Origin of the sequence: Extibacter muris, from assembly GCF_004345005.1 — a bacterium.
Lineage (GTDB): Bacteria > Bacillota > Clostridia > Lachnospirales > Lachnospiraceae > Extibacter > Extibacter muris.
This window is the reverse complement of sequence record NZ_SMMX01000005.1, coordinates 213,405-236,680: the sequence shown is the minus strand read 5'-3', so window position 1 is coordinate 236,680 and position 23,276 is coordinate 213,405. Positions and strand designations below refer to the sequence as shown.

Genomic DNA, 23,276 nt, shown 5'->3' with positions numbered 1-23,276 from the left:
TCTGGTGAATTTGAAGCCACCCACAATGTTATGAGTAAACGTGGTTCACCGTATCTCAGAAAAGCTATTTTCCAAGCTGCCCTGATTGCCTCCTTCAAAGATCCCGTACTAAGTGACTATTATCAGAAAAAACGGAGTGAAGGAAAACATCACTTAACTTGTGTGGGAGCTGTTGCCAGAAAAATGTGCAACATCATCTATGCTGTTCTAAAAAATAATGAGCCTTATGTTCCAAAAGCGTAACTCCTTATATCCCAGTTCTGGCTTGCATGATAGCAGGCCTTATTGTCGTGCTCTTTTTACCAGAAAATTTCTTTTTACTTTTTTTAATTATCTACTTGACTTTTAATAGTTGGTCTTTCATCTTTATGCAGGCAGCGCCGGAGCATCATCTGCCCCGGTGCTTTTCCTTCTTCTTCTGCTGCTTCAACTCAAACTTGCGCAGTTGCGCGGCTTCTCTCTGCTCTTTAACCGATACCCTCCGCTCTGTTTTCATCTGCTCATGCTGCAGCTGCAATGCCTGTTGGGACTTGGTCCCCGTCCCCCGGACTTCCATCTGCTTACGCACCTTGCGCTGCATCCGCTTCGGGTTCACATGCAGCTCCTTGACAGCCGTCTCCACAGCCGGACTGAATCGCAGCCTGTAGTAATTCTCAAGTAGGAATCCATATACCTCGTAGGACTTCGGCTCCGGCCCAAACGTAACCTTGCAGGCCGACAGCCCTTCCTCTGTGGTTCTCTCCACCACCCCGACCCAGAATGGATCCTCGAAATACACACATACTGATACCGATACTTTGTCCATGATTTTTCCTCCTTAACATATTTTCAAAGACAAAGAATGGACGACCTAAGGAGGAAGGTTACTGATATCCTGCGGATATGCCTGGACTACCAACCAGACTGTGTTTTTATCTCTGCTGCTTTAATGCTAATCTCTTTCCCGCTCCCTGTCAAGATGGACTCTGTAAACATCAAAAAAGACGTTCCATCACCAGAACGTCTCTCTTACGCATCTTCTCTTATACCTTCTCTATGATCTCCTTCAGGAACCGTACGAAGTCTGGGCCTGCCTCCGGCAGCGGCTTGTCGTTGTCATATTGAAAATCATAGGCATAGCCTGCCACATTATCATCTGCTTCATTGCCCCATCTCGCATGTTCCATATGGCTTCTGCGGACAAGGAGCGTGGCACATGGCGTCTCCACCTTGTTCTTAAACTTGTCTATCTCTTCGCCCTCTCTTATATGGACGAAAAGAATCTGAGATCCACTGTCCAGAAACTTCTGGTATTCTTCCACGAGATATCTTGTAGGAAGGTCATTGTATTCCGTAAATACCTTCTTCAGATCTGCCAGAAATTTTCTGGACCTGGCATCCTTTTCCCCTCTCCAGCCGTATTCGGCCGCTATGTCCTTGATCGGGGTTATAGAAGATATATTCGTCACTTGAAAGGCTTCAGCCGCCAGATCGCACAGCGTATCCTTACCTACCCCCCCATTGCCGTTTATAATGATGACTACTTTTTTCATGCTATCTGCTCCCTTGTCAATCTCTTTCTTAATTATAAAGAATAATCAGGAAAAACACAACCTGCAAGGTATACGCACTTGGGCGGATACAGATGCGAAGCTGTGGTGTGCACGGCACGGCCGGGACAGAGGCCATAAATATTCATACTTTAAGCCGCCCGGAAATATATTATATATGATATGGAAACGGGGCGGGATATTTTAGACCTGCCTCATATGATACCTTATTGAACGTTAGCAGTTCAATAAGTATGCCTTATTGAACGTTAGCAGTTCAATAAGTATGCCTTATTGAATGTTAGCGGTTCAATAAGTATGCCTTATGGTTTGGAGGGTCCTATGCAGAAAATCCGGAAGAAAACGCTGAAAGACATCCTGTTCTACAATGACATTGCCGTCTTCACCTACAAGATAGACTACCCGTTCTTTCTCACTACGTGCAGCACCTCGGCCGCACGCGGCATCAATACGTATTATGCCGCCAAAGCAGAAAAGCTGGAACAATACTGCCGTACCGTCCTGTATGATGAAGCGGTAGAAAGCGCCCGCTATATACAGAAGAACTATCCTCCGTTCCACAGTTATGAGCTGGAAGAAACGTACACGGTCACTTATAACGAACGCTGCATCACAAGCCTTTATACCGAGCAGTATACGTATATGGGCGGAGCCCATGGCGCCACCGAACGGAGATCCGACACCTGGGACTTCCGTTCCGGCCGCCGGATAGCGCTGTCCGATTTCTATCCAGGGAACAATGATGTTTCAGACCGCATAAAGGATTGTATAGAGGAGCAGACCGCCCAGAGGCTGAAGGCCGCCCCTTCGACATATTTTGACAATTATACCGAACTTATCCGGAAGAACTTCCATATGGAGAACTATTATCTGAATCCAGACGGGATTGTCATATACTTCCAGCAGTATGATATCGCCCCCTATTCAAGCGGGCTGCCTGAATTCGAGCTTCCCTTCCGGGAAACTGTGCATCCTGCCTAGATGATGCTGTCTGCTGTAAATAAGTGTTCGATACTCTTATGTATCGCTCCGAGGACGCCTTCTTTGTTATCCAGCTTCGAGAGGACGATTTCCGGCGGAAACGGAATATGGTTGCGGAGCATGGAACGCCACGTGTCAATAAACACGTTGCCGAATGCTGTTCCAAGACCGCCGGAGATGATGACCGCCTCCAGATCCAGAGCGGCGCATAAGTTGATCAGCGTCACTCCGATATTGATCGATATCTCATCCAGAACCGAACGGACATACAGATCATCCGCCCGGTACCTTTCCACGAGCCGTTCCACTTCCTGCTGAAAGTTATCATGTGAGATGAACTTCTCTATCTTCTCTTTTGAGATGATACTTTCCAGCACACCTACTTCTTCAAACGAGCCCCTGAGCTTCATAGGCTCTGCCACCATGTACCCGATTTCACCCGCGGCGTTATGGCTGCCGGAATATATCTTGCCGTTCAGAACGAGCGCCGAGCCGACACCCACCCCATAGTTGATGACGATAAAGTTGCCATAGCCTTTTCCGGCTCCCTCTGCCTGTTCTCCTATCGCGCCCATGTTGACACTGTTTTCCAGAATCAGCTCCGTCTCAAATTCTTCTGCAATCCTCTTTTTGAACGCTTTTAGATCTATATCCGGGAAATATGGTGCCAGCAGGATAGTGTCGCCTCTGATTACACCTGGCAGCCCCATTCCGATACAGAGGATATCCTGTTCCGTCTTACCGCTCTTTGCCAGTGCCTGTCTGATCACTTCCGCCACCGCATCGTGCAGTTCCTTTGCGTCCCCGCCAGAGACGGCGGGAGCCTTCACATAGCCCAATACCGTTCCCATCAGGTCGGCAACCATAACGCGGATCCAAAACCTGCCGATGTCGACGCCGATGACAAATCCCATCTCTTCATTAAATGACAGAAGCATGGACTTTCGTCCCAATGAGTTGTCCCCTTCCCCGGATTCCCTGACATGACCTTGTTCAATTAATATCTTCACATTCGCTGATATTGCCGGAAAGCTCATCCCAAGCCTTCTGGCCAGATCGGCTTTCGACATGCTTCCATTCAAGCGAAGGCAGTTCAGAATCAACATTCTGTTCGCCTCGCCAAGATCTTCAGGTTTGCCTCCTTTTTTCATCTCATACCCTCCTGTTTAACGCCAATTATACCATGATGCCGCCTGATTTACAACAATTCCCAGTTTACCCTGGGGTGCAGCAGAACTTCAGCCTGATCGTATGTTCATAAGTCTCATCCTGTCTGAGCACGGCCGACGGGAACTGTCTGTAGTTGGGCGCCGCCGGATAATACTGGGGCTCCAGGCACAATCCGCCCCGGAGGCCATAGCGGCATCCGCCTTTTCCTGTTTCACCGCCGTTCAGATAGTTGCCGCTGTAAAACTGCAGGCCTGGAAGGTCGGAATACAGCTCCATCCGCACATCCCTTGCGCTGCTTTCCAGCTCTGCAACTTTCTTCATCGTGCCGGTGGGCCCGCCTATAGTCCAGTTGTGGTCATACCCTTCGCTGATATGGAGCTGCCGATCCGGGCGTCTGATCCGTTCGCCGATTCTCGTCATGGTGAGAAAGTCCATCGGTGTCCCAGACACGTCTAGCACATTGCCATTGGGACAGCAGTCCTCTGACAGTTCGAGGAACTGGCTGCTGTAGATCTTCAGCCTGTGGTTCTCTATGCTGCCGCTGTCATGCCCGTCGAGATTGTAATAGCTGTGGTTCGTCATGTTCAGCACCGTGTCTTTGTCACTGTGCGCACGGTGTACCATTATGACCTCATCCTTATCGGTCAGCTCGTAGCTTGCTTCCACTTCCAGATTCCCCGGGAATCCTTCTTCTTTGTCTTCTATCCATGCGCGGAATGTAACTTTATTGTCATCCTCTTCGAGGCTGGCGGTAAAGCAATGCTTGTCAAAGCCACGCCTTCCCCCGTGGAGGGTATTTTCATGATCATTTTTAAATAAATGGTACTGCCTTCCCTCCAGCCAGAAGCTCCCGCCCCGTATCTGTCCGGCGTACCGTCCTATCGTGGCCCCTAGGTAGAGGCCCGTACGTTCATATCCGGCCGCGCTGTCAAATCCGAGCACTACATCCCTCTTCTGCCCATCCTTGACAGGCAGCACGATGGCCTGCACGGCAGCGCCAATATTGGTGACGCTGACAGTCATATTATTTTTATTCTTGAGCGTATACAGATACGCCTCCTGCCCGGTCACCAGCGTGCCAAACGGCTGGACCTTTATATGTGCCATATATGATTCACCTCTTTTTCGTATATTATCTCATTCGTCCTGCCTGCTTGATAAAATGATCTCCTGCAGCCCATCCCTTTTTGCGGATCAGTTCCTGAATCGTCAAAGGGCTCACATGGAATGCGATGCTGTCCTCGCATTCGACCGCCATCCCCGCACAGATCGTTCCAAGCTCCGGCGCGCTTGACAGCGCCGATTCGCCGAACACACGGTCGCTGCGGCCCTTCTGAAGCTCCATGCCGCGGGCGATGCCGGCCAGGGTGCCGCCCAGGAATGCATCTCCGGCGCCGGTCGTATTGATAGCGTTGCCGGGTAATGGTGGAATCCTTTCGACCGTCTGGTTGACGAACGTATACGCCCCTTCCTTGCCGCATGTCATGAGGATGGACAGGCGGGGATTCGATTTTGCCAGCTTATCTGCCAGCTGCCTGAGCAGCTTCGTCCCCGTCTCTCTGCTATGAGCGACTGCCTGCGCCTCTTCCATGTTGACGGCAAGGATATCCACATGCCTGTATATGGATAGCGCTTCAAACTCCTCTGCCTCCGAAACCGGTACCGACAAGACGGTAAGGGCCCCCTCCATTTTTCCGCTTCTTATCATCTCTGCCCTGGAAGCGACCGGCACTTCAGGAATCGCACAGACGATCGTCTTCTCATCCACGCCAATCTGTGCCATTGCTTCTTTGATATATTCCGGCGTGACGAGCCCCGAAGCGCTGTTAGCGGCTGTAAAGTTGCACGTCTCCCTGTCCGGATACTGCAGACAGATGCTGATGGTCGTCGGAAAGTCCGGGCTTAGGGATATGTACTTCACGTCCATCCCCTGTTTCCTCATCTCTTCGATGATGGCACGGCCGCTGCTGTCGGCTCCTACATATCCAACCGGGTACACCGGTATCGTGTCTTTCAGCAGGGCCGCTGCGTAATACAGGACGATCTGCTGTTTGCAATAGTCTTTTGCGGAGCTCAGCGTCACAGGACGTGACTCGCTTCTGCCAAGCGCTTCCTGCCTGCTGCTCAGAAACAGCATGCCGGTGCCGATACCTCCGGTCGCTATAATCTTGTCAAACTTCATATATCTCCCACCTTTATCCTTATCTGCTGTTTACCGCCCTGAACTCCCACTCCGGGTGCTCGCTGATGGGATGGGAGGCTGTCTCTTCTGTCGCTGTAATCAAAGCGTCCGGATGCTCCTGCAGAAGCGTCATCGGATACTCCACCGTCGGCTCGGAGAACAAGGCGACCCGCAGAGCCGTCTGCTTCCACGCCCCTGTGGCGGAATAGACCCTGATTTTCTTCGCCTTCATACATTCTCTGACGCCTAACGTTATCGACATGGGCGGCATGAACTGCCACGCTCCTCCAAGTCCCCTTTGGGATAATGCAAGTATCGTATCGTTGTTGTTGTTCTGTATCCTTGCGGTCGAATTGCGCAGGTCATCGAGCGACACTTCCACATACGGGTTGCGGTTCGCCTGGTTGAATGCGATGTGCCCGTCCTGGCCCCATCCTCCCAGCGTGTAGTCAATCTCCACCTCCGAGATCATCCGGGACATCTCCTGCATATTATATGGAGTCAGATAATGCCGGTTTTCCGACAGGACTTGCAGTTCCTCCTCTATGCCGCCGTAAAAATGCCGTTCCATGAAAGTGCGGAAATTATTGGGGTCTTCTTTTGGCAGCAGCCTTCCCTCCCAGTCCAGGTTCTCATCCATGTGGTAGCAGACCATATTTCGCAGGGACACCTGCTCTTCATTCACCATATCGGTAAATGGCCCATACCATTCTTTTGGACCGCACGGTACGATGAGCCGGAAGATGCGCTTCTCTTCGTTCGCTTTCTTGATCTCGTCCACAAGGTCCCTTGCCATAACTGTCCCCAGTTCGCCGGAATCTTCTACAATGCGCAGGGGTACCTTCAAGTCGTCCCTCTCTGCCAGCTCTTTGGCCGGAATGCTGCACCATTTATATAAGTTTTTTAAATCCATATCTGCCACTCCTTATCTGCTTTTTTTCTTCGATATTACATCAAAGGCAACTGCGGCCAGGAGAACCAGCCCTTTGATTGCCTGCTGCCAGTTGGAATCCACACCCATGATGGACATTCCGTTATTGAGCAGCCCCATAAATACCGCGCCGATTACGGCTCCCATCACCGTTCCGGTGCCACCGTAAGCGGAAGCCCCGCCGATGTAGCAGGAGGCGATGGCGTCCATCTCGTAGTTCTTGCCGGCTGTCGGCGCCGCCGAGTTGAATCTGGCCACGCATACGAGCGCGGCTACGGCGCTTAAGAATGCCATATTGGTAAATGCAAAGAACAGCACGCGGTTCGTATTGACCCCGCTCATCTTCGCCGCCTTCTCATTGCCGCCGACCGCATAAAGGTAGCGTCCGCCCACCGTCTTGGACGTGTAATATGTATAGACGCCGACCACTGCCGCCAGTATGACAAGGATGGTAGGAAGCCCCTGGAACTGAGCCATACGGTACGCTGCCAGAAGGATGACAAGGCAGATGACGCCTGCCTTCCCCGCAGAGGGCAAAAGCTTCTCTGCCGCATATCCCTTTTTCTGCCTGTTTCTGCGGCCATTAATAAATACGAAGAGATAGGCCAGGCACGCCAGCACGGCAGCCAGCATACATGTCACATTGATACTTCCCCCGAAGGTATCCGCGATATAGCTGTTGAATATCATCTTAAAGGCATCGGGGAACGGCGATATGGTCAGCCCATCCAGGATAATAAGCGCCACCCCGCGCCACAGAAGCATACCTGCCAGTGTCACGATAAAGGACGGAATCCTGATATAAGCAATCCAAAAGCCCTGCCACATCCCGATCAAGATGCCAAGCACAAGGCAGATGACGATAACGAGCCCAAAGTTCATCTTATATGTCACCATCAGCTTGCCTGCCACAGCCCCTATAAATGCCACGACCGAACCGACCGAAAGGTCGATATTGCCACCTGTCAGAATGCATAGCAACATGCCGACCGCCAGGATTACCACATGGCCGTTCTGGGCAATCAGGTTCGTCACATTCTGAGGGTCAAATAGCACCCCATTCGTCTTCCAGCCGAAAAACAACGCGACGATCAGCAGAATAAACAACATTGTATTCTTCTTCAGTATCTCTTTTACACGATTCACGTTAATCCTCTCCTCCTTTACTGCTTTGCACCCTGCTTCAATATGAGTGTCATGATCTTCTCCTGCGTCGCCTCTTCCCGGTCAAGCTCGCCTACGAACCTGCCCTGGTTCATGATATAAATCCGGTCGCACATGCCGAGGATCTCCGGGAGTTCAGATGATATCATGACAATGGACTTCCCCTCCTTAGCCAGCGCGTTGATAATACTGTAGATCTCATATTTAGCGCCGACATCAATCCCTCTCGTCGGCTCATCCAGAATCATGATGTCCGGTTCTGTGAACATCCATTTTCCAAGCAGGACCTTCTGCTGGTTACCTCCGCTTAAGTTGCCCACATTCTGCTCCACGGATGGCGTCTTCGTCCGCAGCTTCTCTTTATACGTCTCGGCTATCTCAAATTCTTTGTCCTTGTCAATGACGCCAAAGCGGCTCACCTGATCCATCTTCGCAAGCGTCGTGTTGACCCGGATTGGATTGCTTAATATGAGCCCGTTGCCTTTACGGTCCTCGGTTATATAGGCCAGCTTATTGTCGATCGCCTGCTGGACGGAAGTAAGCTTCACTTTCTTTCCGCAAAGCGTCATCTCGCCGCTGATATTCACTCCATAGCTCCTGCCAAATATGCTCATGGCAAACTCTGTGCGCCCCGCTCCCATCAGGCCCGATATGCCGACCACTTCGCCGCGTCTGACATACATGCTGACGTTATCGACCACCTTCCTCTCAGGAGCAAGGGGATGATGGACCGTCCAGTTCCTGATGTCCATGCTGACCTCGCCGATTGCCACATTCTCCCTTGCCGGAAACCGGTTCGTCAGCTCCCTTCCGACCATCCCCTTGATAATCTGATCTTCATCGATGACATGTGCCTCGTTGTCCAGCGTCTCTATCGTCATCCCATCCCGCAGCACCGTAATCTTGTCTGCCACATAGGCAATCTCATTCAGCTTGTGGGATATGATGATGGAGGTCATCCCCTTCTTCTTCAGCGTCAGCAGCAGATCCAGCAGCTTTCTGGAATCCGACTCGTTCAGTGAGGCGGTCGGTTCATCCAGTATCAGCAGCTTTACGTCTTTGGCCAGCGCTTTGGCAATCTCCACAAGCTGCTGCTTGCCGACGCCGATATCTTTCACCAGGGTCTGGGGCGGCTCGGACAATCCGACGGTCTCAAGCAGCTCCTCCGCCTGGGTGAACGTGGCATTCCAGTTCACGTTATAGCGGCTGCCCCGCTCATTGCCCAGAAACATATTTTCTCCAATCGTCATATACGGTACGAGCGCCAGCTCCTGATGGATAATCACGATCCCTTTTCTTTCGCTGTCTTTGATCTTCTGAAATTCGCAGCGCTCCCCTTCATAGATGATTTCCCCTTCATAGCTCCCATACGGATACACTCCGCTTAGGATGTTCATCAAGGTTGATTTGCCGGCGCCATTTTCACCGACAAGTGCGTGTATCCCGCCCTCTTCCACCCTAAGGTTTACATCATCCAGAGCCTTGACGCCGGGAAAAGTCTTGGTAATCCCCTTCATCTCCATTAGTATTCTGCTCAAAATATCTCTCCCTTTCTAAAGGAGCTGCTGCAATGTGCAGCAGCCCTGACCTGATCCATCTGTAAATCTGCTATTGAAGCCTGTCTTCTGTATAATATCCGGAGTCAATGAGCACTTCTTTATAGTTGTCGATATCAGCAACCTGCGGTTCGCAGAGGTAAGTCGGTATGATGCCAGTGCCGTTGTCATAGTCTTTTGTATTGTTAATCTCCGGCTCTTCGCCCTTCATGATGGACTCGACCATATCCGCCGTCACATTGGCCAGCTCTCTCGTATCCACAAAGACAGACATCGACTGCAGCCCTTTGATCATGTTCCTCACCGACGTGATCTCACAGTCCTGTCCTGTGATAATCGGAAAATCTTCCGCCGTGTAGCCCGCGGCAACCAAAGCGTTCGTTATTCCATTTGCCACGGAATCATTGGATGACAGCACCGCGTCCAGCTTCACGCCGCCGGTGTAGCTCTTCGTAATGATGTTTTCCATCCGCTTCTGCGCCTCTTCCGTCGACCAGTTCGGCGTGGCACATGCGGCCAGTGATGCTTCTGTGCCGGACTGGATGACTAATTTCCCTTCATCTACGTATTTCTGCAGAACGGACATCGCACCGCCGAAGTAGAAATTCACGTTGTTGTCATCGGTCGGCCCGGTAAACAATTCGATGTTAAACGGCCCGTCCTGATGTTCCAGGTCTAACTTGTCAGCTATGTACTGTCCCTGCATGATTCCAATCTTCTCATTGTCAAAGGTTGCATAATATGTAACTGCGTCTGTATTCATGATGAGCCGGTCATATGCGATAACCGGGATATCGGCAGCCTTGGCCTTCTCCAGCACTTCCGAAAGGGCCCCGCCGTCGATAGAGGCGATAACGAGGATTCCGCACCCGCCTGTAATCATATTCTCAATCTGTGACGCCTGTACGCCGATATCGTTATTTGCATATTGGATATCTACCGTATAGCCTGCTTTTTCCATGGCCTCTTTCATGTAGGCGCCGTCTTCGCTCCAGCGCTGCAGGTCTTTCGTCGGCATGGCGATGCCGACCTTCTTGCTGTCCTTCTTGCTTCCGCCGGAAGCACTGCCGCTTTTACCGGAATCTCCGCTCGTGCAGGCAGCCAGAGATAACATCATTGTCAAAACCATCAAAACCGCAATTACTTTCTTGTAAATTTTCTTCATACCCTTCTCCTTTTAGAATGAATTAATGTTCTTTAAATAGAATTACCGTTGTGTACCGTGACCGGCCGTCCGTCTCATAAATTGCTGCGGCATCCCCCTTTCTGAACTGATAATTATGAAACGAACTTTTTAATTAATTAAAGTTTATTTCATAATTATGGCAAAAAATGCCGTAATAATGTTGTATTTTGCATGTTTTTGTGTTTCCATGCGTTGTTTCGCGCATATATTTATTAAAGTTAAATTAATTATATTTTATAAGTGGGGATTTGTCAACCAAAATTGATGTGTTGTTAAATATTTCCACGGGGGATTTTGTTTAGACGATACTTTCAGATAATACTAATCAAATCAGCAAGACTCCCTTAAAAATATCACTAACCATACTTTTCTTTGTAATTGTTCTGCCTCGAACCGGTCGGTCAGTTTCTCTAATTTACTAATTAGTTCTGCTGTCTTCTTCCGCGTAATAAATTTTGACAATTGTACTGCGTCTACAAGCAATTTCAATTCCGGCACTCCAGCTGCTGCCCGAGCCTCTTCCCAGCCTCTTTCTGCTCCCTTTGCTCCGCTTCTATGTAGCCCTTGACCACACGGTCCATAATCTCCGCAGCATTCATGTCGTTGGTCTGCTACTCCATATGGCGTTGGATGCTGGCGTTCCCCCTTCCAGTTGGTAAAACAGTAGATTACCCGCCACGTTCCTGTGGCATTATCTTTGTATACAGCCAATTCCATCGGCTCCTTTCGTCTTAATCGCTGTTACAAACCTTTCTATGAAAAAATGTAGCGTTCACACGTCCTGCCACCGTCAAATACCCTTGTTTCTGTAACTCTGCGTTCAATTCTCGCACAATCTGGTAGGCTTTTGACTTTGACACCCGTAATTCCGCTGCCACTTCCTCCACAGTCATAAATGATTTTTCTGCGGTTCATGTGTATAATACTAAATATATTCCGTTAATCCAAGTTGTTTTTAAAAGAATCTTAACTTTTTTTATTTAAGTTATTCTTGCCATTTCTATTACACATGCTATACTAAATTAAACAAATTTATTTAATACAAGTCATGCACGACTGGCAGAAAGCAGAACAGCGGGGGCTTGCACACGACGGGCTGCTTTTTGACATGCTTATATGGCGCACCGCCACAGCGAGATGAAGCGAAGCGTAATCGAGCTGGCATGACGGTACCACTAATACTATATCGGAGGTTTTATTATGGCAATAGGCAAACGTATCAAGTTTTTCCGCAACCGCAAAGGCATGACGCAAAAGCAACTGGGCGAAGTCCTCGGCTTTCTCGGAAAGACCTCTGATGTCCGTATGGCACAGTACGAGTCAGAAGCAAGAACACCAAAACACGACCTTGTAAAAGAAATGGCGCATATCTTTGATGTCAGTCCCCGTGCGATTACAGTGCCGGAAATAGACAGTAATATCGGACTTATGCACACCCTCTTTGCTCTGGAAGATATGTACGGACTGAAAATCGGGGAAATTGATGGAGAAATCTGCCTGCGGCTGGATAAGTCCACCGGCACAGCTTATTCCTCTACGTTTGAAATGTTCCATGCATGGCAGGAGCAGTCTGCCCTGTTAGAGAAAGGCGAGATAACCAAAGAGGAATACGACCAATGGCGGTATAAATATCCCGAATTGGACACCTCTAAGCAATGGCGAAAAGCTCTCCCACAGGATCTAAGCGACTTCCTCACAGACGCATTGAAAGATGAATCCGAATGATTCTCTCCCGGCTCTTATCAACGCAAAAAACCTTACCGACTTTCAGCTTCATTTCTGAAAATCAGTAAGGTTTCTCTATGTTATTGAAGTATTTTATTCAGTGCGTGATGTGAAAAGTGTTGCCAAATTGTTGCCACTCACTAAGAAAATATGCTTGAAATCCGCATAAACACTGGACTGATTATTTGATATATCCATATTATCATGCCTATATGGGCTAATGTTATCATTTTGTTATCGGCGTTGATATCACTCGCTCAAGTAACTGTGGATAATAGCAATATGTTCTGCTTCAAGTTATAAGCGATTTTGCTTAAAAAATCAACCTCTATTCAGATTCATACCACACTTCGCTTGTCCCTGTGAGCTGAACAACTAAGCACTTTACATCTATCTTCCTTTTCATATACTTTTAGTCTTTGAGCAAAATACGATTTTTTTCGTATTCAATTATGCCATCCTTCTGCATTTTGGAAAGCTCATTGCACATAGCGCTGCGGTCAACATTCAGGTAATCTGCTAACTGCTGGCGGTTATATGGAATCAGAAAAGAATTGCTTCCAGCGCATTTGGCACATTCTGAAAAGTAGGACATCAACCGACCCCGTATGGATTTTGAACCGGTATGCTGAATTCTTTGAGAAAGCCGGAGGCTTTTGTGGGCGCAGACAGTCAGTAGATTCCGTGCAAGTTTTGTATGAAAGGGGCAGGCATTGGTACAGGTGGTCAAGACACGCCCCACATTCATAAACAGTACGGAAGTATCTTCCGAAGCAGACACCGTAACCAGCATCGGCTGTCCCGGAATACAAGCATATACCTCGGCAAATACGGAACCGGGAGCAACATTTCCCAAAATGCCGGTATTGCCCCATATGTCGTTACAGGATATCATAGCCATACCTGACAACACAATTCCGATATTTTCTGTAATGCTCCCTTCCGAAAGAATCACCTCTCCTTTTTTGTAACTGCGTTTTACGGCATTCAGGCAGCTTAAAAGAGAGGTGATTTCATCTTCTCCTAACCCACGGAATAATTGCGTATCGGATAATTTCATATTTTTCTCCTTTTGTTGTTATAACAACAGACTTTCAAGTTTGATTATAGTATACTATACCCAGAAACGCAAGAGAAAGGATGAATTTAAAGTGATTAGAAAAATTATCCAAGTAGACGAAGAAAAATGCAACGGCTGTGGCGCATGTGCCGACGCTTGCCATGAAGGAGCCATCGGCATGGTAAACGGAAAGGCAAAACTTCTACGGGACGATTATTGTGACGGTCTTGGAGATTGTCTGCCGACCTGCCCAACAGGTGCAATTTCCTTTGAAAAACGGGAAGCCGCCGCATATGACGAAAAGGCTGTACAGGAAAATATGAGGAAAAAGGAAGAAAATAGTCATACCTCTGCTGTTCCTCACGCGGGATGCCCCGGCAGTCGTATGCAGCGTATTCAGCATTCACAGGAAGCTGCCTCTCCCGCTCAGGTGCAGGCTGAGTCACAGCTTGGACAATGGCCCTGTCAAATTAAGCTGGTTCCAATCAATGCACCGTATTTTGGCGGCGCAAAGCTGTTAATTGCAGCTGATTGCAGCGCATACGCCTACGCCAGAATGCATGATGATTTTATGCGCGGGAAGATTACGATTATTGGATGTCCCAAACTTGACAGCGTGGACTACAGCGAAAAGCTGACACAGATCATTCAAAACAATAACATTCAAAGTGTGACAATTGTGCGAATGGAAGTTCCCTGCTGCGGCGGACTGGAATTAGCGGCAAAAAAAGCATTACAGGCAAGCGGAAAATTCATTCCCTGGCAGGTTGTCACCATATCAGTTGACGGTAAAATTCTGGAATAAAAGGAGGAGGTTTACTATGAATATGAAAATGAAAAACATTGCCCAATCAGAAGTGTTGACGCTGAAAGAACAGATTTCTTATCAGGAGGGACAGGTTGTCAGCAAAACTCTGGCACAAAACCCAGCGGTAAGTATTACCCTGTTTTCTTTCGCAAAAGGGGAAGAAATCAGCACCCATGAATCGGGTGGGGATGCCTTCGTCACCTGCTTAGACGGTGTTGGAAAAATCACCATTGATGGCGTTGAATATCTGCTGCACGAAGGAGAATCCATTGTCATGCCGGCAGGACACCCTCATGCGGTATATGGGCAGGAAGCGTTCAAGATGCTTTTAGTTGTTGTATTCTAAGCGAGAACAGCGATTATATAGGAAGTTGATGATGAAAAAACAAAAATAAAAATCAGCTTGATTGCTCAAAAAGGTCACAAGGGATGTCCTCGTGGTCATCAGATTGACGACACTTTTACTTTGATACCGAAAGAGGAAACCTTTGTCCTATGACTATGCATGTCGCATTTCATTATATAGATATCCTGCGCTATGGTGGAAACCTGCCAAGTCAACCGGACGGCTCCGTTGTTTTTTGCTGCCCGGATGTAGATGTAATCAATGTCTTTAAGCTAGAAATTGAGGATAAAACCGATTAAAACGAATCCTTATATTGAGATAACAAATTTATATATTTTTTATTATGGAGGTAAATTATGGAACAAAAGGGATTTCAGCTGTTACAACTGTATTGCGTCAGGAAGGTAAGCAGATATCTGCTGAAATCAATCATCTAATCACCCTGAACCTGTTCACTACCATCACCAATGCGAATTTTGATAAAGAGAGCATTGAGGCAAGAATCCGTGCTACGCTGACGGAAAAAGAAGTCCTGCTGACACAGGTTCAAAACCCGTCCGCCCTGCCCGAAGCCGCAAAGTGGGACGGCTCCGGCGATTGGGAAGAAAAGGCCGGGACGGTTGGCGTACTTTCCACCGAAAACGAGGACATCCGTTCTCTGCGGGAGCTGATCACCTACGGCTTGAAGGGGCTGTCTGCCTATTCCAAGCACGCAAATGTGCTGCTGAAGGATGACAATGAAGTCGACGCGTTTCTTCAGAGAGCACTGGCAGCTACGCTGGATGACAGCCTCAGTGTAGAGGATTTGATTGCCCTGACTATGGAAACGGGAAAATATGGGGTATCCGGTATGGCAATGCTGGATAAGGCTAACACAGATAGTTATGGAAATCCTGAAGTTACGAAAGTAAATATTGGCGTTGGAAAGAATCCCGGTATTCTGGTATCCGGTCATGACCTGTGTGATCTGGAAATGCTGCTGGAGCAGACCCAGGGAACCGGCGTAGATGTCTATACGCATTCTGAGATGCTGCCCGCCCACTATTACCCAGCCTTCAAAAAATATCCCAACTTTGTTGGCAACTACGGAAATGCATGGTGGAAGCAAAAAGAGGAATTTGAATCCTTTAACGGTCCTATCCTTATGACGACCAACTGTATTGTGCCGCCTAAGGACAGCTACAAGGATAGACTCTATACCACCGGCGCTGCGGGGTATCCGGGATGCACTCATATTCCGGGAGAAATTGGCGAACAGAAGGATTTTTCCGTGATTATTGAGCAGGCAAAAAAATGTGCCGCTCCAAATGAAATCGAGGCGGGTGAAATCATCGGCGGATTCGCCCATGCGCAGGTTCTGGCTCTGGCGGATAAAGTTGTAGAAGCTGTAAAAAGCGGCGCAATCAAAAAGTTTGTGGTTATGGCAGGTTGTGACGGTCGGGCGAAGAGCCGTGACTACTATACGGAATTTGCTAAGGCTCTGCCCAAGGACGCTGTGATTCTTACTGCCGGCTGTGCAAAATACAAGTACAACAAACTGCCTTTAGGCGATATCAACGGCATTCCGCGTGTTCTGGACGCCGGTCAATGTAACGATTCCTACTCTCTTGCCGTAATCGCCCTGAAACTCAAGGATGTTTTCGGTCTGGATGATATTAACGATCTGCCGATCGCCTATAATATCGCATGGTACGAGCAAAAGGCGGTTATCGTCCTGCTGGCGCTTTTGTATCTTGGTGTGAAGAATATCCATCTCGGTCCTACGCTTCCGGCATTCCTCAGCCCCAATGTGGCAAAAGTTTTGGTTGAGAACTTCGGTATTGCGGGAATTGGTACAGTGGAAGAAGATATGAAAATTGGAGAAATCGCATCCCGGTTGTCTTTCCATCGTTTCATGGAATTCGGATATTTCAGAGTCCACTTTTCAGTTACCCGGTCAAGGGCTGCCAGGGATTTCTTCTCATCTGGAGCCTGATATATTATTTTTAGATCCGTTGCAAAAGCTTTTCTGTCTTTATCTGGAACATACTTCAGTGGATTTCTTACCTGATGGACGATGCAGCGCTGATATTCTGTTTTAGGGAATGCAGCCGCAATAGCTTCTTTAATCCCAGTGAGGCCGTCAGCACAGAGAATCAGGATATCTTTTACACCACGGTTTTTCAGCTCATTCAGAACAGACAGCCAGTATTTAGAACTTTCGTTATCTCCAACCTGAATGGTAAGGACTTCCTTATCCAGAGGCCGGTTCTGCCAGTCTTCAATCTGGGGAAGAATCTTATCTGTTACATCAGAAATAAATCCTTCGGAGGTTTCAAAACCATAAATGTCTTCGATCGTTTCAGAAATCTGATGGGTAGTCATCCCTTTGGCGTACATGGAAATGATCTTCTGGTCGATATCAGAAATATCTTTCTGGCGTTTTTTGACTACTTGAGGATTAAAAGTGGATTTACGGTCCTGTGGAACTTCAATTTCCATGGAGCCATAGCCGCTGTTCACGCGTTTACGCTTGTAACCATTTCGGTGATCGTCATTATCAGAACGCTCCGATTTTTCGTATCCGAGATGGTCCTCCATTTCCGCTTCTATCATTTCCTTGATGGTTCCACCAAGAAGATCCTTAAGTGCATCTTGGATATCTTCAGCCGTCTGAATATCGTATTCTTCCAGTAGCTGATGAATGATGTTACGCTTGCCCTCCGTCATTTGTACCCGGTGTACAGGCTTCTTTTGTTTTGCCATAATAAAAGGCCCTCCTATGAATTAGATTTTATCATAGAAGAACTTTTCACTAACATATTTACAGAAAATTTTTCATACTCCCCAGCAAGCATACCCTGCCAAGAGCCCTGGTAAAGCTGGCAGGGCTTGCCGGCGTTCACCGAATTAAGATCCATGCTTTACGTCATTCTCACGCTTCGTTACTTGTAGAAATGGGTTTTACGCCATTAGCGATTGCGGAGCGGTTAGGACATGAGAAAATCGAAACAACACTAAATACTTATTCACATTTATATCCAAACAAGCAGGGGGAACTTGCAGATAAATTGGAGATAGAGAACAGCAGGGAGGAAGTAGAATGAGCGGAGTGCATAAATACCCGACAATCAGCTTTCACATTTCCCCCAGAGAAAGGGAAGAAATCGAAGCAAAAATTTTAGCAAGCGGACTTTCCAAGAAAGATTATTTTGTCCGTTCCTGTATTTATAACCGGGTGTGCGTGGTCGGTAAAAAAGAACTGGTTTATCAGTTGGTAGAGGAACTAAAGATAATGCAGACAAATATCCGGGAAGTGACAGAAGAGTTTGAAAAGGCAGAGATTTATTTAACGCCGGAGGGATTGGAAGATATGCGGAATGACTGTCTTGATATGCTGAAAGCTATCCTTTGGGTGTTGGATGGAGCAAAATATCTGTGGCAAGACAAACAAGAAAAAAGCCCCGACAGCGGCAACTGTTAGGGCTGTGATAACTGGAAAACCTCTGTTATCAACCTCACAATATCGGTATGGCAGAGGTTTCTTCCAGTGGCAACGATTTTTCAGAAATGGAGGTCATTAGGGAGAAACAAAAATCGAATTACAGTTGATTAAATTATCAGAAGTACAGTCGCAGGAAGTTTCTTGGCTGTGGTTTCCGTTTATCCCTTATGGCAAGCTGACAATCATTCAAGGCGATCCGGGTGACGGAAAGACAACCTTTATACTGAATATAGCGGCGAAACTGTCTAAGGGAGAGGGCATAGACAGTGTAATGAACCTCGCAGAGCCTTTGAATGTAATCTATCAGAGTGCAGAGGACGGACTTGCCGATACGGTAAAGCCCCGGTTAGAACAGGCAGGGGCAGACTGTGAGAAAATTTCGGTCATTGATGAAAAGATAAAATCCCTTTCCATGATAGATGAACGGTTGGAAGAAGCTGTTATAAGGACAGGAGCAAAGCTGTTGATTTTAGACCCAATACAAGCCTATTTGGGCGGTGGTATGGATATGAACCGGGCGAATGAAGTAAGGGATATGACAAAGCGGTTAGCGGCACTGGCAGAGAAATATCAGTGTGCTATCGTTCTTGTTGGTCACATGAACAAAGCGGCAGGAAATAAGGCGGCATACCGGGGAATGGGTTCGATTGATTTCTTTGCAGTTGCAAGAAGTGTTCTCTTGGTCGGCAGAGTAGAGGGAGAGGAAAATACAAGGGCTGTGGTGCAGATTAAAAATAACCTTGCGGCGTTTGGACACCCGAAAGCATTTGCATTGTCAGAGGACGGTTTTCATTGGCTTGGAGATTATGAGATAACAGCAGATGAAGTATTAGGCGGTATCGCTCCCAAAGCAAATAAAATGGAACAGGCAAAGCGGCTACTCCGGGAACTGGCAGAAACAAACAACGCCATGCAGAGCAATGAAATTTTTAATCTTGCAGAGGAACAGGCTATATCGAAACGGACACTGGAAAATGCAAAGAAAGAGTTAGGTATACGAGCGAAGCGGATAAACAATACATGGTATTGGGAACTGGATAAAATCAGACAGTGACGGAGAAAGGCAACAGCGCAACAATGCAGGGTATTAGAATTTTGCAGTCTTGGAATTGCGTTCTTGAAGATTGCAAGGTTGCAAAGATTATAGAGATTGCATTGTTGCGGTATTGGGAAGAAAGCCGGAAAGCGGCGGCAACAAGGCGGCGAAAAGCCGCCCCGTCCGTAAGGACGGAAAAGCCCCCGGCAGGGCGCAAAGGCACTTTTGATAGAGCGTAGCCTGTCGAAAGTGCTTTTGCGTTACTTTCGGGAAAGTAACAAAGCCTTACGCCTTTCGGCGCAGTAAAAATAGTGACACAAATATAGAGAATGTGGAGGATATGCCTATTGGAAAGAACGATTAGCGGCATGGTAGGGAAAGGTTCGGTCAATCACAATACAAGAGCCTTTACAGCTAAAATGTGGATAAGGAACGAAGCCGGGATAACGTGGAGTTCTGCCACACAAACATTTGTCTGTACTTGATTTTGAGAAGCAAGAACGGCAGAAAGAGGTTGAAGAACTGGAACAGACAATCTCCGGCAGTAAAGAGGAATTATCATCTATTCTTCATCAGCAGATAGCGGCAGAACAGGAAACGGAGCAGATACGGAAAGAGGGAGAAGCAATCCGGCAGGAAGTGTCTGAACTTTCCGCAACAAATCATCTGCTAAAAGAGCAAACAGAAACGCTGACAGAGGATAAGGAAAAGCTGTTATCCGAAAATGAGAAATTGGAGAAACAGCAGAAAAAGTTACAGCAGGAAATCAACAAAATGGTGCAGTCTAAGGAAGTCATGGAGCGCAATATTCACGCCTATGATGAAGATGTAAAATGGCAGTTAGCAGAGCCGGGGGGCATTGATGAGCGCAAAGGCTTACCGGGATAAAAAGGCTTTACCACTTGTGGAGAAATTGAAAGAGATAGTAAAAAATCTGACTATCAAGTGCGTACAGCTTACGGAACAGAGCAAGAAGCTGACTGCTAAAGTGAACGGACAACAGACGCAGATTAGCCGCTTGACGGATAAGGTCATGGAGCAGAGCGACACCATAGACCGATTGCAGGAAAAAATGTCTGATTTAAGGCGTTTGGAACGTCATTTAGGCAGGGAACAGGTGCAGTCGATAGTGGAACGATCAAAGGTATTAGAACAGGCAGAAAGGGCAAATAAACGCCCGAAACGTGCCTTTGAAATGAGCAGATAGGAAAGAGGATTGATAGGATATGACGGATATGGAGAAGAAAGTCATGGTGCGGCTGTGTGCTAATATCGTGGCAGAAACAGACCTTTACGAAACGGATAAGGAAGTACAAAATCTGATAGACTGGGTATGCTTATCGGAGCAGATAAAGGAAAACAATAATACAATTCGTAATCTAACTGGGGAATATAAAAAGATACAGCCGGACTGCCGGGTGGGAGTGCGGGCGCAGTTGGAGCGTATGAAAGAACTTTGTAAAGAGCGAAATAGTCTGTATGAGAAGCAGAACGATTTGAAAGGACAGAAACAGCAGATAGAGAGGGCATTGGAGCGATAAAGTTTGCCGGGGAATGACAGTTACAGAAAGTCATTCCCCGGCATTTGTTATGTCAAATTTATAGCCGACACCTAACTTCCGGGATTGGAAGCAAGAAGTACAAGGGTACGGTATTCAAGACAGGTAAGGTTAATTTCCCTTCCGTCTTGAAGCACCCGGTGGTAGTGCTGTCTGATTTCCAGTCCCGGAAAAGATAGAATAGAAGCAGGAGCAATCTGCATAGGTTCAAATTGTATCCAATCAGATATTGCCGATATGATTTTATCAATTACTTTTTCCTCTTGTTCATTAAGTATCCGCATTAATATTTTCCCAATACATACCTCCCCTTTCATCAATTAGCATGTTTATTTATTATTTTCAATTTGTCTTGTTATCTGTTCCCTGCTTAATTTCTGGTATGTTTTGATATACAATATGGCGGCAAGGATAGTAGAAAATATATCAGCTACGGGCTGTGCCCATACAAGCCCGGTCAGACCAAGAACCGCCTTTAAGATGAACAGGGCAGGAATGTAGACAATGCCCTGTCTGCTTAAACTGATAATGAGTGAAGCGGTAGCTGCCCCCATAGCTTGTATGCTATTGACAAGAACATAAAATAAACCAAACAAAAAACTTGTTATTAACAAAATGCGTGAAAACTGGACAGCATAATTAAAGGCAGTCGTATCAGTCAGAAATACACTGACTATCTGATTGAGTGACAGATAACAGAGGACTGTCATAAAAACACCTAAAATCAACGCAAATATGGCTGAAAACTTAAAAATATCTTTAAACCTTTTCCATAATTTTGCTCCTACGCAGAAACCTAGCAAGGGCTGTATTCCCTGCCCTAACCCCATACATATCATACCGGTTATAATTGTTACTTTCATGGCAACGCCAATACCGGCAACCGCCATATCCCCGTATTCTGCCATTTGGCTGTTGACAATGATTTGTGAAATACTCATTAGCAAAGAACCTAATGCTGCGGGAATACCGATTGCAAAAACGCTGCTGCAAACTTTATTTTTTACTGTAAAATCTTTGAAACTAATACTAAGGTTTGATTTTCCCCGGAGAAAATAACAGATATAATACCCTGCGCCTATTACATTTCCGATTACGGTAGCAATCGCCGCACCTGCTATGTTCCAACCAAAACCCAGAATCATAATCGGGTCAAGAATGACATTCAAAAGGTTTCCAAGGAGTTGTCCCATCATGGCATTACCCGATTTTCCCTCTGCACGGATCACATTTGCATAGCAATTTGAAATTAGTACAAAAGGTCCGCTGCACGCAACAATTGTCAGATAGGTCTTTGTTAAATTCCATGTATCAGAGCTTGCCCCAATCAGTGATAGGATAGGGTTCATAAAAATTAAAAATAATGCCGCCATAATTACGCCTGCAATGATACAGCTCCACATACAGAAAGAGCAGACTTTTTTTGCGTAGTCCTCTTTCCCTTCACCTAATGCACGGGAAATGACAGATGTGCCGCCAATACCAAAAACTGTTCCTACTGCCATAAATATAAGAAATACAGGAGTTGCAAGCGATACAGCCGCAACCTGTAAAGCGTCATGTGTCTGTCCGATAAAGAACGTATCAGCTAAATTGTAAATTAGAACCATAAGCATTGCCGCCATAGCGGGCAGGGCATTTTTGAATACTGCCTGTGAAACAGGTGCTTTACTAAAGACTTCCATAGATTTTTGATTATTCATTGTATTTCCTCCTTTAATGATTGTTTGCGATTGAAAGCAAGCGATTGATATGGATATTTTTTTGTCTGCCCGATACAGGCAGACACTACATCTTCTTTGCTGTGTGATTTATTTTTTCCAACAAAGTTAATAGGCTTTCTTTTTCCACGGCTGAAAGATTTTCTAAGAGCATTTTTTCTGTATGTTCCAATTCCTGTTTTGCCTTATTGCAAAATTCCTCTCCAAGAGCAGTTATTTCCACATACTTTATCCGTTTATCCTCTGTATCCCCCGAAACCAAAACAAGTTTTTTCTGTTCTAAACGGAAAATCAATCCGGCAGTCGTGGATTGAGCAAGTGACAAGCATTTTTCCAGTCCCTTAAACGTAAGTTTTTTTGCAGGCGCATTTCGGATTGCAACTAAAGCAGACATTTGGGAATAGGTAAGGTTGTCGGCTTTCAGTTGGCTGTTTGCCCTTTTCTCCAAAGCGTTGTGTATTTGACGTATTAAAATTCCGCAGGTATTTGCTTCACTCAATTTCAACCCTCCAATCTGTAAAGTAGCATAGCATAATTTTTGTTGAATATCAATAGTATGCGATTGAATTTTGCAAAACCTAAAGAGAGGAAATGGCAGGAAGCATATTAAATTTTCTTAATTGACGGTTTTACACATGGTGCTAGCACCATGTAATAAGGGCGGATAAGGAGAAAATTTAGAAGGTGGTGTTTGGCTCTATTTTGGTTCTAAAAATTTTGACTGGTACAAATACAAGAGTATTTTTTGAAGAATATGGATAATAAAACAATTAAAAATCAGAGAAAAGTAGCCAGTTCAAGCTATCCGCCGAGGAGC

Annotated in this window: 23 protein-coding genes and 4 pseudogenes; 12 read left to right on the top strand and 15 right to left on the bottom strand. The window is 46.7% G+C overall.

Going from position 1 to position 23,276, the window contains the following annotated elements:
• Nucleotides 1-243, top strand: a 243-nt coding sequence (locus E1963_RS08315; RefSeq protein WP_145964173.1) for a transposase, incomplete at its 5' end; no start/stop codon positions are given.
• 145 nt (nt 244-388) lie between these two features.
• On the opposite strand, the gene E1963_RS08310 is transcribed toward E1963_RS08315, so the two are convergent.
• A complete protein-coding gene (locus E1963_RS08310; protein WP_132277037.1) occupies nt 389-805 on the bottom strand; it encodes a YjdF family protein in 417 nt (138 codons plus the stop codon).
• A gap of 217 nt (nt 806-1,022) precedes the next feature.
• Complete coding sequence (locus tag E1963_RS08305; protein WP_132277035.1) at nt 1,023-1,532, bottom strand: hypothetical protein; 510 nt, start codon at nt 1,530-1,532, stop codon at nt 1,023-1,025.
• Between the two features lie 339 nt (nt 1,533-1,871).
• On the opposite strand from E1963_RS08305, the gene E1963_RS08300 reads away from it, so the two are divergent.
• Nucleotides 1,872-2,531 carry a DUF3298 and DUF4163 domain-containing protein gene (locus E1963_RS08300; RefSeq protein ID WP_132277033.1) on the top strand — a complete coding sequence of 220 codons (660 nt, stop codon included), beginning with the start codon at nt 1,872-1,874 and terminating at the stop codon, nt 2,529-2,531.
• On the opposite strand, the gene E1963_RS08295 is transcribed toward E1963_RS08300, so the two are convergent.
• The 8 genes from E1963_RS08295 to E1963_RS22625 all read right to left on the bottom strand — a co-directional run bounded on the left by E1963_RS08295 (nt 2,528) and on the right by E1963_RS22625 (nt 11,613).
• Nucleotides 2,528-3,682: an ROK family transcriptional regulator gene (locus E1963_RS08295; protein WP_132277031.1), complete on the bottom strand. Its 1,155-nt coding sequence runs from the start codon at nt 3,680-3,682 to the stop codon at nt 2,528-2,530. The two genes, E1963_RS08300 and E1963_RS08295, sit on opposite strands and share 4 nt — an antisense overlap.
• Before the next feature lie 64 nt (nt 3,683-3,746).
• Nucleotides 3,747-4,808 (bottom strand): aldose epimerase family protein, encoded by a 1,062-nt coding sequence (locus tag E1963_RS08290; RefSeq protein WP_132277030.1) that lies wholly within the window; start codon nt 4,806-4,808, stop codon nt 3,747-3,749.
• 25 nt (nt 4,809-4,833) lie between these two features.
• Entirely contained in the window at nt 4,834-5,883 is a 1,050-nt protein-coding gene (locus E1963_RS08285; protein ID WP_132277028.1) for a carbohydrate kinase family protein, read from the bottom strand.
• A gap of 19 nt (nt 5,884-5,902) precedes the next feature.
• Nucleotides 5,903-6,796: a 6-phosphogluconolactonase gene (locus E1963_RS08280; RefSeq protein ID WP_132277026.1), complete on the bottom strand. Its 894-nt coding sequence runs from the start codon at nt 6,794-6,796 to the stop codon at nt 5,903-5,905.
• Nucleotides 6,797-6,808: 12 nt separating this feature from the next.
• Nucleotides 6,809-7,960, bottom strand: coding sequence for a multiple monosaccharide ABC transporter permease (mmsB, locus tag E1963_RS08275; RefSeq protein ID WP_262202007.1), 1,152 nt, complete (start codon nt 7,958-7,960; stop codon nt 6,809-6,811).
• 17 nt (nt 7,961-7,977) lie between these two features.
• On the bottom strand, nt 7,978-9,516 hold the full coding sequence (gene mmsA, locus E1963_RS08270; RefSeq protein ID WP_132277024.1) for a multiple monosaccharide ABC transporter ATP-binding protein: 1,539 nt from the start codon (nt 9,514-9,516) through the stop codon (nt 7,978-7,980).
• Nucleotides 9,517-9,586: 70 nt separating this feature from the next.
• The gene (chvE, locus tag E1963_RS08265) at nt 9,587-10,699 is read right to left on the bottom strand and encodes a multiple monosaccharide ABC transporter substrate-binding protein (protein WP_132277022.1); all 1,113 of its coding nucleotides are present in this window, start codon (nt 10,697-10,699) and stop codon (nt 9,587-9,589) included.
• A 752-nt stretch (nt 10,700-11,451) separates the two neighbouring features.
• Nucleotides 11,452-11,613 (bottom strand): MerR family transcriptional regulator, encoded by a 162-nt coding sequence (locus E1963_RS22625; RefSeq protein ID WP_132277018.1) that lies wholly within the window; start codon nt 11,611-11,613, stop codon nt 11,452-11,454.
• Between the two features lie 307 nt (nt 11,614-11,920).
• Here E1963_RS22625 and E1963_RS08250 point away from each other — a divergent pair, with 307 nt between their 5' ends.
• Nucleotides 11,921-12,445 (top strand): helix-turn-helix domain-containing protein, encoded by a 525-nt coding sequence (locus E1963_RS08250; RefSeq protein ID WP_132277016.1) that lies wholly within the window; start codon nt 11,921-11,923, stop codon nt 12,443-12,445.
• A 412-nt stretch (nt 12,446-12,857) separates the two neighbouring features.
• On the opposite strand, the gene E1963_RS08245 is transcribed toward E1963_RS08250, so the two are convergent.
• A complete protein-coding gene (locus E1963_RS08245; protein ID WP_132277014.1) occupies nt 12,858-13,505 on the bottom strand; it encodes a Crp/Fnr family transcriptional regulator in 648 nt (215 codons plus the stop codon).
• Between the two features lie 91 nt (nt 13,506-13,596).
• Between E1963_RS08245 and E1963_RS08240 the strand changes: the two genes are divergently transcribed.
• The 4 genes and pseudogenes from E1963_RS08240 to hcp form a co-directional block, all read left to right on the top strand.
• Nucleotides 13,597-14,310: an ATP-binding protein gene (locus E1963_RS08240; RefSeq protein ID WP_132277012.1), complete on the top strand. Its 714-nt coding sequence runs from the start codon at nt 13,597-13,599 to the stop codon at nt 14,308-14,310.
• Between the two features lie 16 nt (nt 14,311-14,326).
• Nucleotides 14,327-14,659 carry a cupin domain-containing protein gene (locus tag E1963_RS08235; protein ID WP_132277010.1) on the top strand — a complete coding sequence of 111 codons (333 nt, stop codon included), beginning with the start codon at nt 14,327-14,329 and terminating at the stop codon, nt 14,657-14,659.
• 149 nt (nt 14,660-14,808) lie between these two features.
• Nucleotides 14,809-14,958 (top strand): TIGR04076 family protein, encoded by a 150-nt coding sequence (locus tag E1963_RS23495; protein WP_330570755.1) that lies wholly within the window; start codon nt 14,809-14,811, stop codon nt 14,956-14,958.
• Between the two features lie 56 nt (nt 14,959-15,014).
• Nucleotides 15,015-16,514 (top strand): annotated as a pseudogene (hcp, locus tag E1963_RS08225) (hydroxylamine reductase); the annotation flags it as partial.
• Here hcp and E1963_RS22620 read toward each other — a convergent pair.
• Nucleotides 16,493-17,404, bottom strand: a pseudogene (locus tag E1963_RS22620) (transposase); the annotation flags it as partial. The pseudogenes hcp and E1963_RS22620 overlap by 22 nt on opposite strands.
• An 83-nt stretch (nt 17,405-17,487) precedes the next feature.
• On the opposite strand from E1963_RS22620, the pseudogene E1963_RS08215 reads away from it, so the two are divergent.
• The 5 genes and pseudogenes from E1963_RS08215 to E1963_RS08195 all read left to right on the top strand — a co-directional run.
• A pseudogene (locus tag E1963_RS08215) lies at nt 17,488-17,745 on the top strand (tyrosine-type recombinase/integrase); the annotation flags it as partial.
• Nucleotides 17,742-18,122, top strand: a complete 381-nt coding sequence (locus E1963_RS08210; RefSeq protein ID WP_132277008.1) for a plasmid mobilization protein — start codon at nt 17,742-17,744, stop codon at nt 18,120-18,122. The pseudogene E1963_RS08215 and the gene E1963_RS08210, both read left to right, overlap by 4 nt.
• 124 nt (nt 18,123-18,246) lie before the next feature.
• The gene (locus E1963_RS08205; protein ID WP_243117639.1) at nt 18,247-19,197 is read left to right on the top strand and encodes an AAA family ATPase; all 951 of its coding nucleotides are present in this window, start codon (nt 18,247-18,249) and stop codon (nt 19,195-19,197) included.
• Between the two features lie 447 nt (nt 19,198-19,644).
• Nucleotides 19,645-20,386, top strand: a pseudogene (locus tag E1963_RS22615) (plasmid recombination protein); the annotation flags it as partial.
• A gap of 19 nt (nt 20,387-20,405) precedes the next feature.
• Nucleotides 20,406-20,720: a hypothetical protein gene (locus E1963_RS08195; protein WP_132277004.1), complete on the top strand. Its 315-nt coding sequence runs from the start codon at nt 20,406-20,408 to the stop codon at nt 20,718-20,720.
• Between the two features lie 71 nt (nt 20,721-20,791).
• Here the strand turns inward: E1963_RS08195 and E1963_RS08190 are convergent, their stop codons facing one another.
• The 3 genes from E1963_RS08190 to E1963_RS08180 form a co-directional block, all read right to left on the bottom strand.
• Complete coding sequence (locus E1963_RS08190; RefSeq protein WP_201272016.1) at nt 20,792-21,055, bottom strand: helix-turn-helix domain-containing protein; 264 nt, start codon at nt 21,053-21,055, stop codon at nt 20,792-20,794.
• A 12-nt stretch (nt 21,056-21,067) separates the two neighbouring features.
• Nucleotides 21,068-22,441 carry an MATE family efflux transporter gene (locus E1963_RS08185; protein ID WP_132277002.1) on the bottom strand — a complete coding sequence of 458 codons (1,374 nt, stop codon included), beginning with the start codon at nt 22,439-22,441 and terminating at the stop codon, nt 21,068-21,070.
• A gap of 85 nt (nt 22,442-22,526) precedes the next feature.
• Nucleotides 22,527-22,958, bottom strand: coding sequence for a MarR family winged helix-turn-helix transcriptional regulator (locus tag E1963_RS08180; protein ID WP_132277000.1), 432 nt, complete (start codon nt 22,956-22,958; stop codon nt 22,527-22,529).
• Nucleotides 22,959-23,276: the final 318 nt, after the last annotated feature.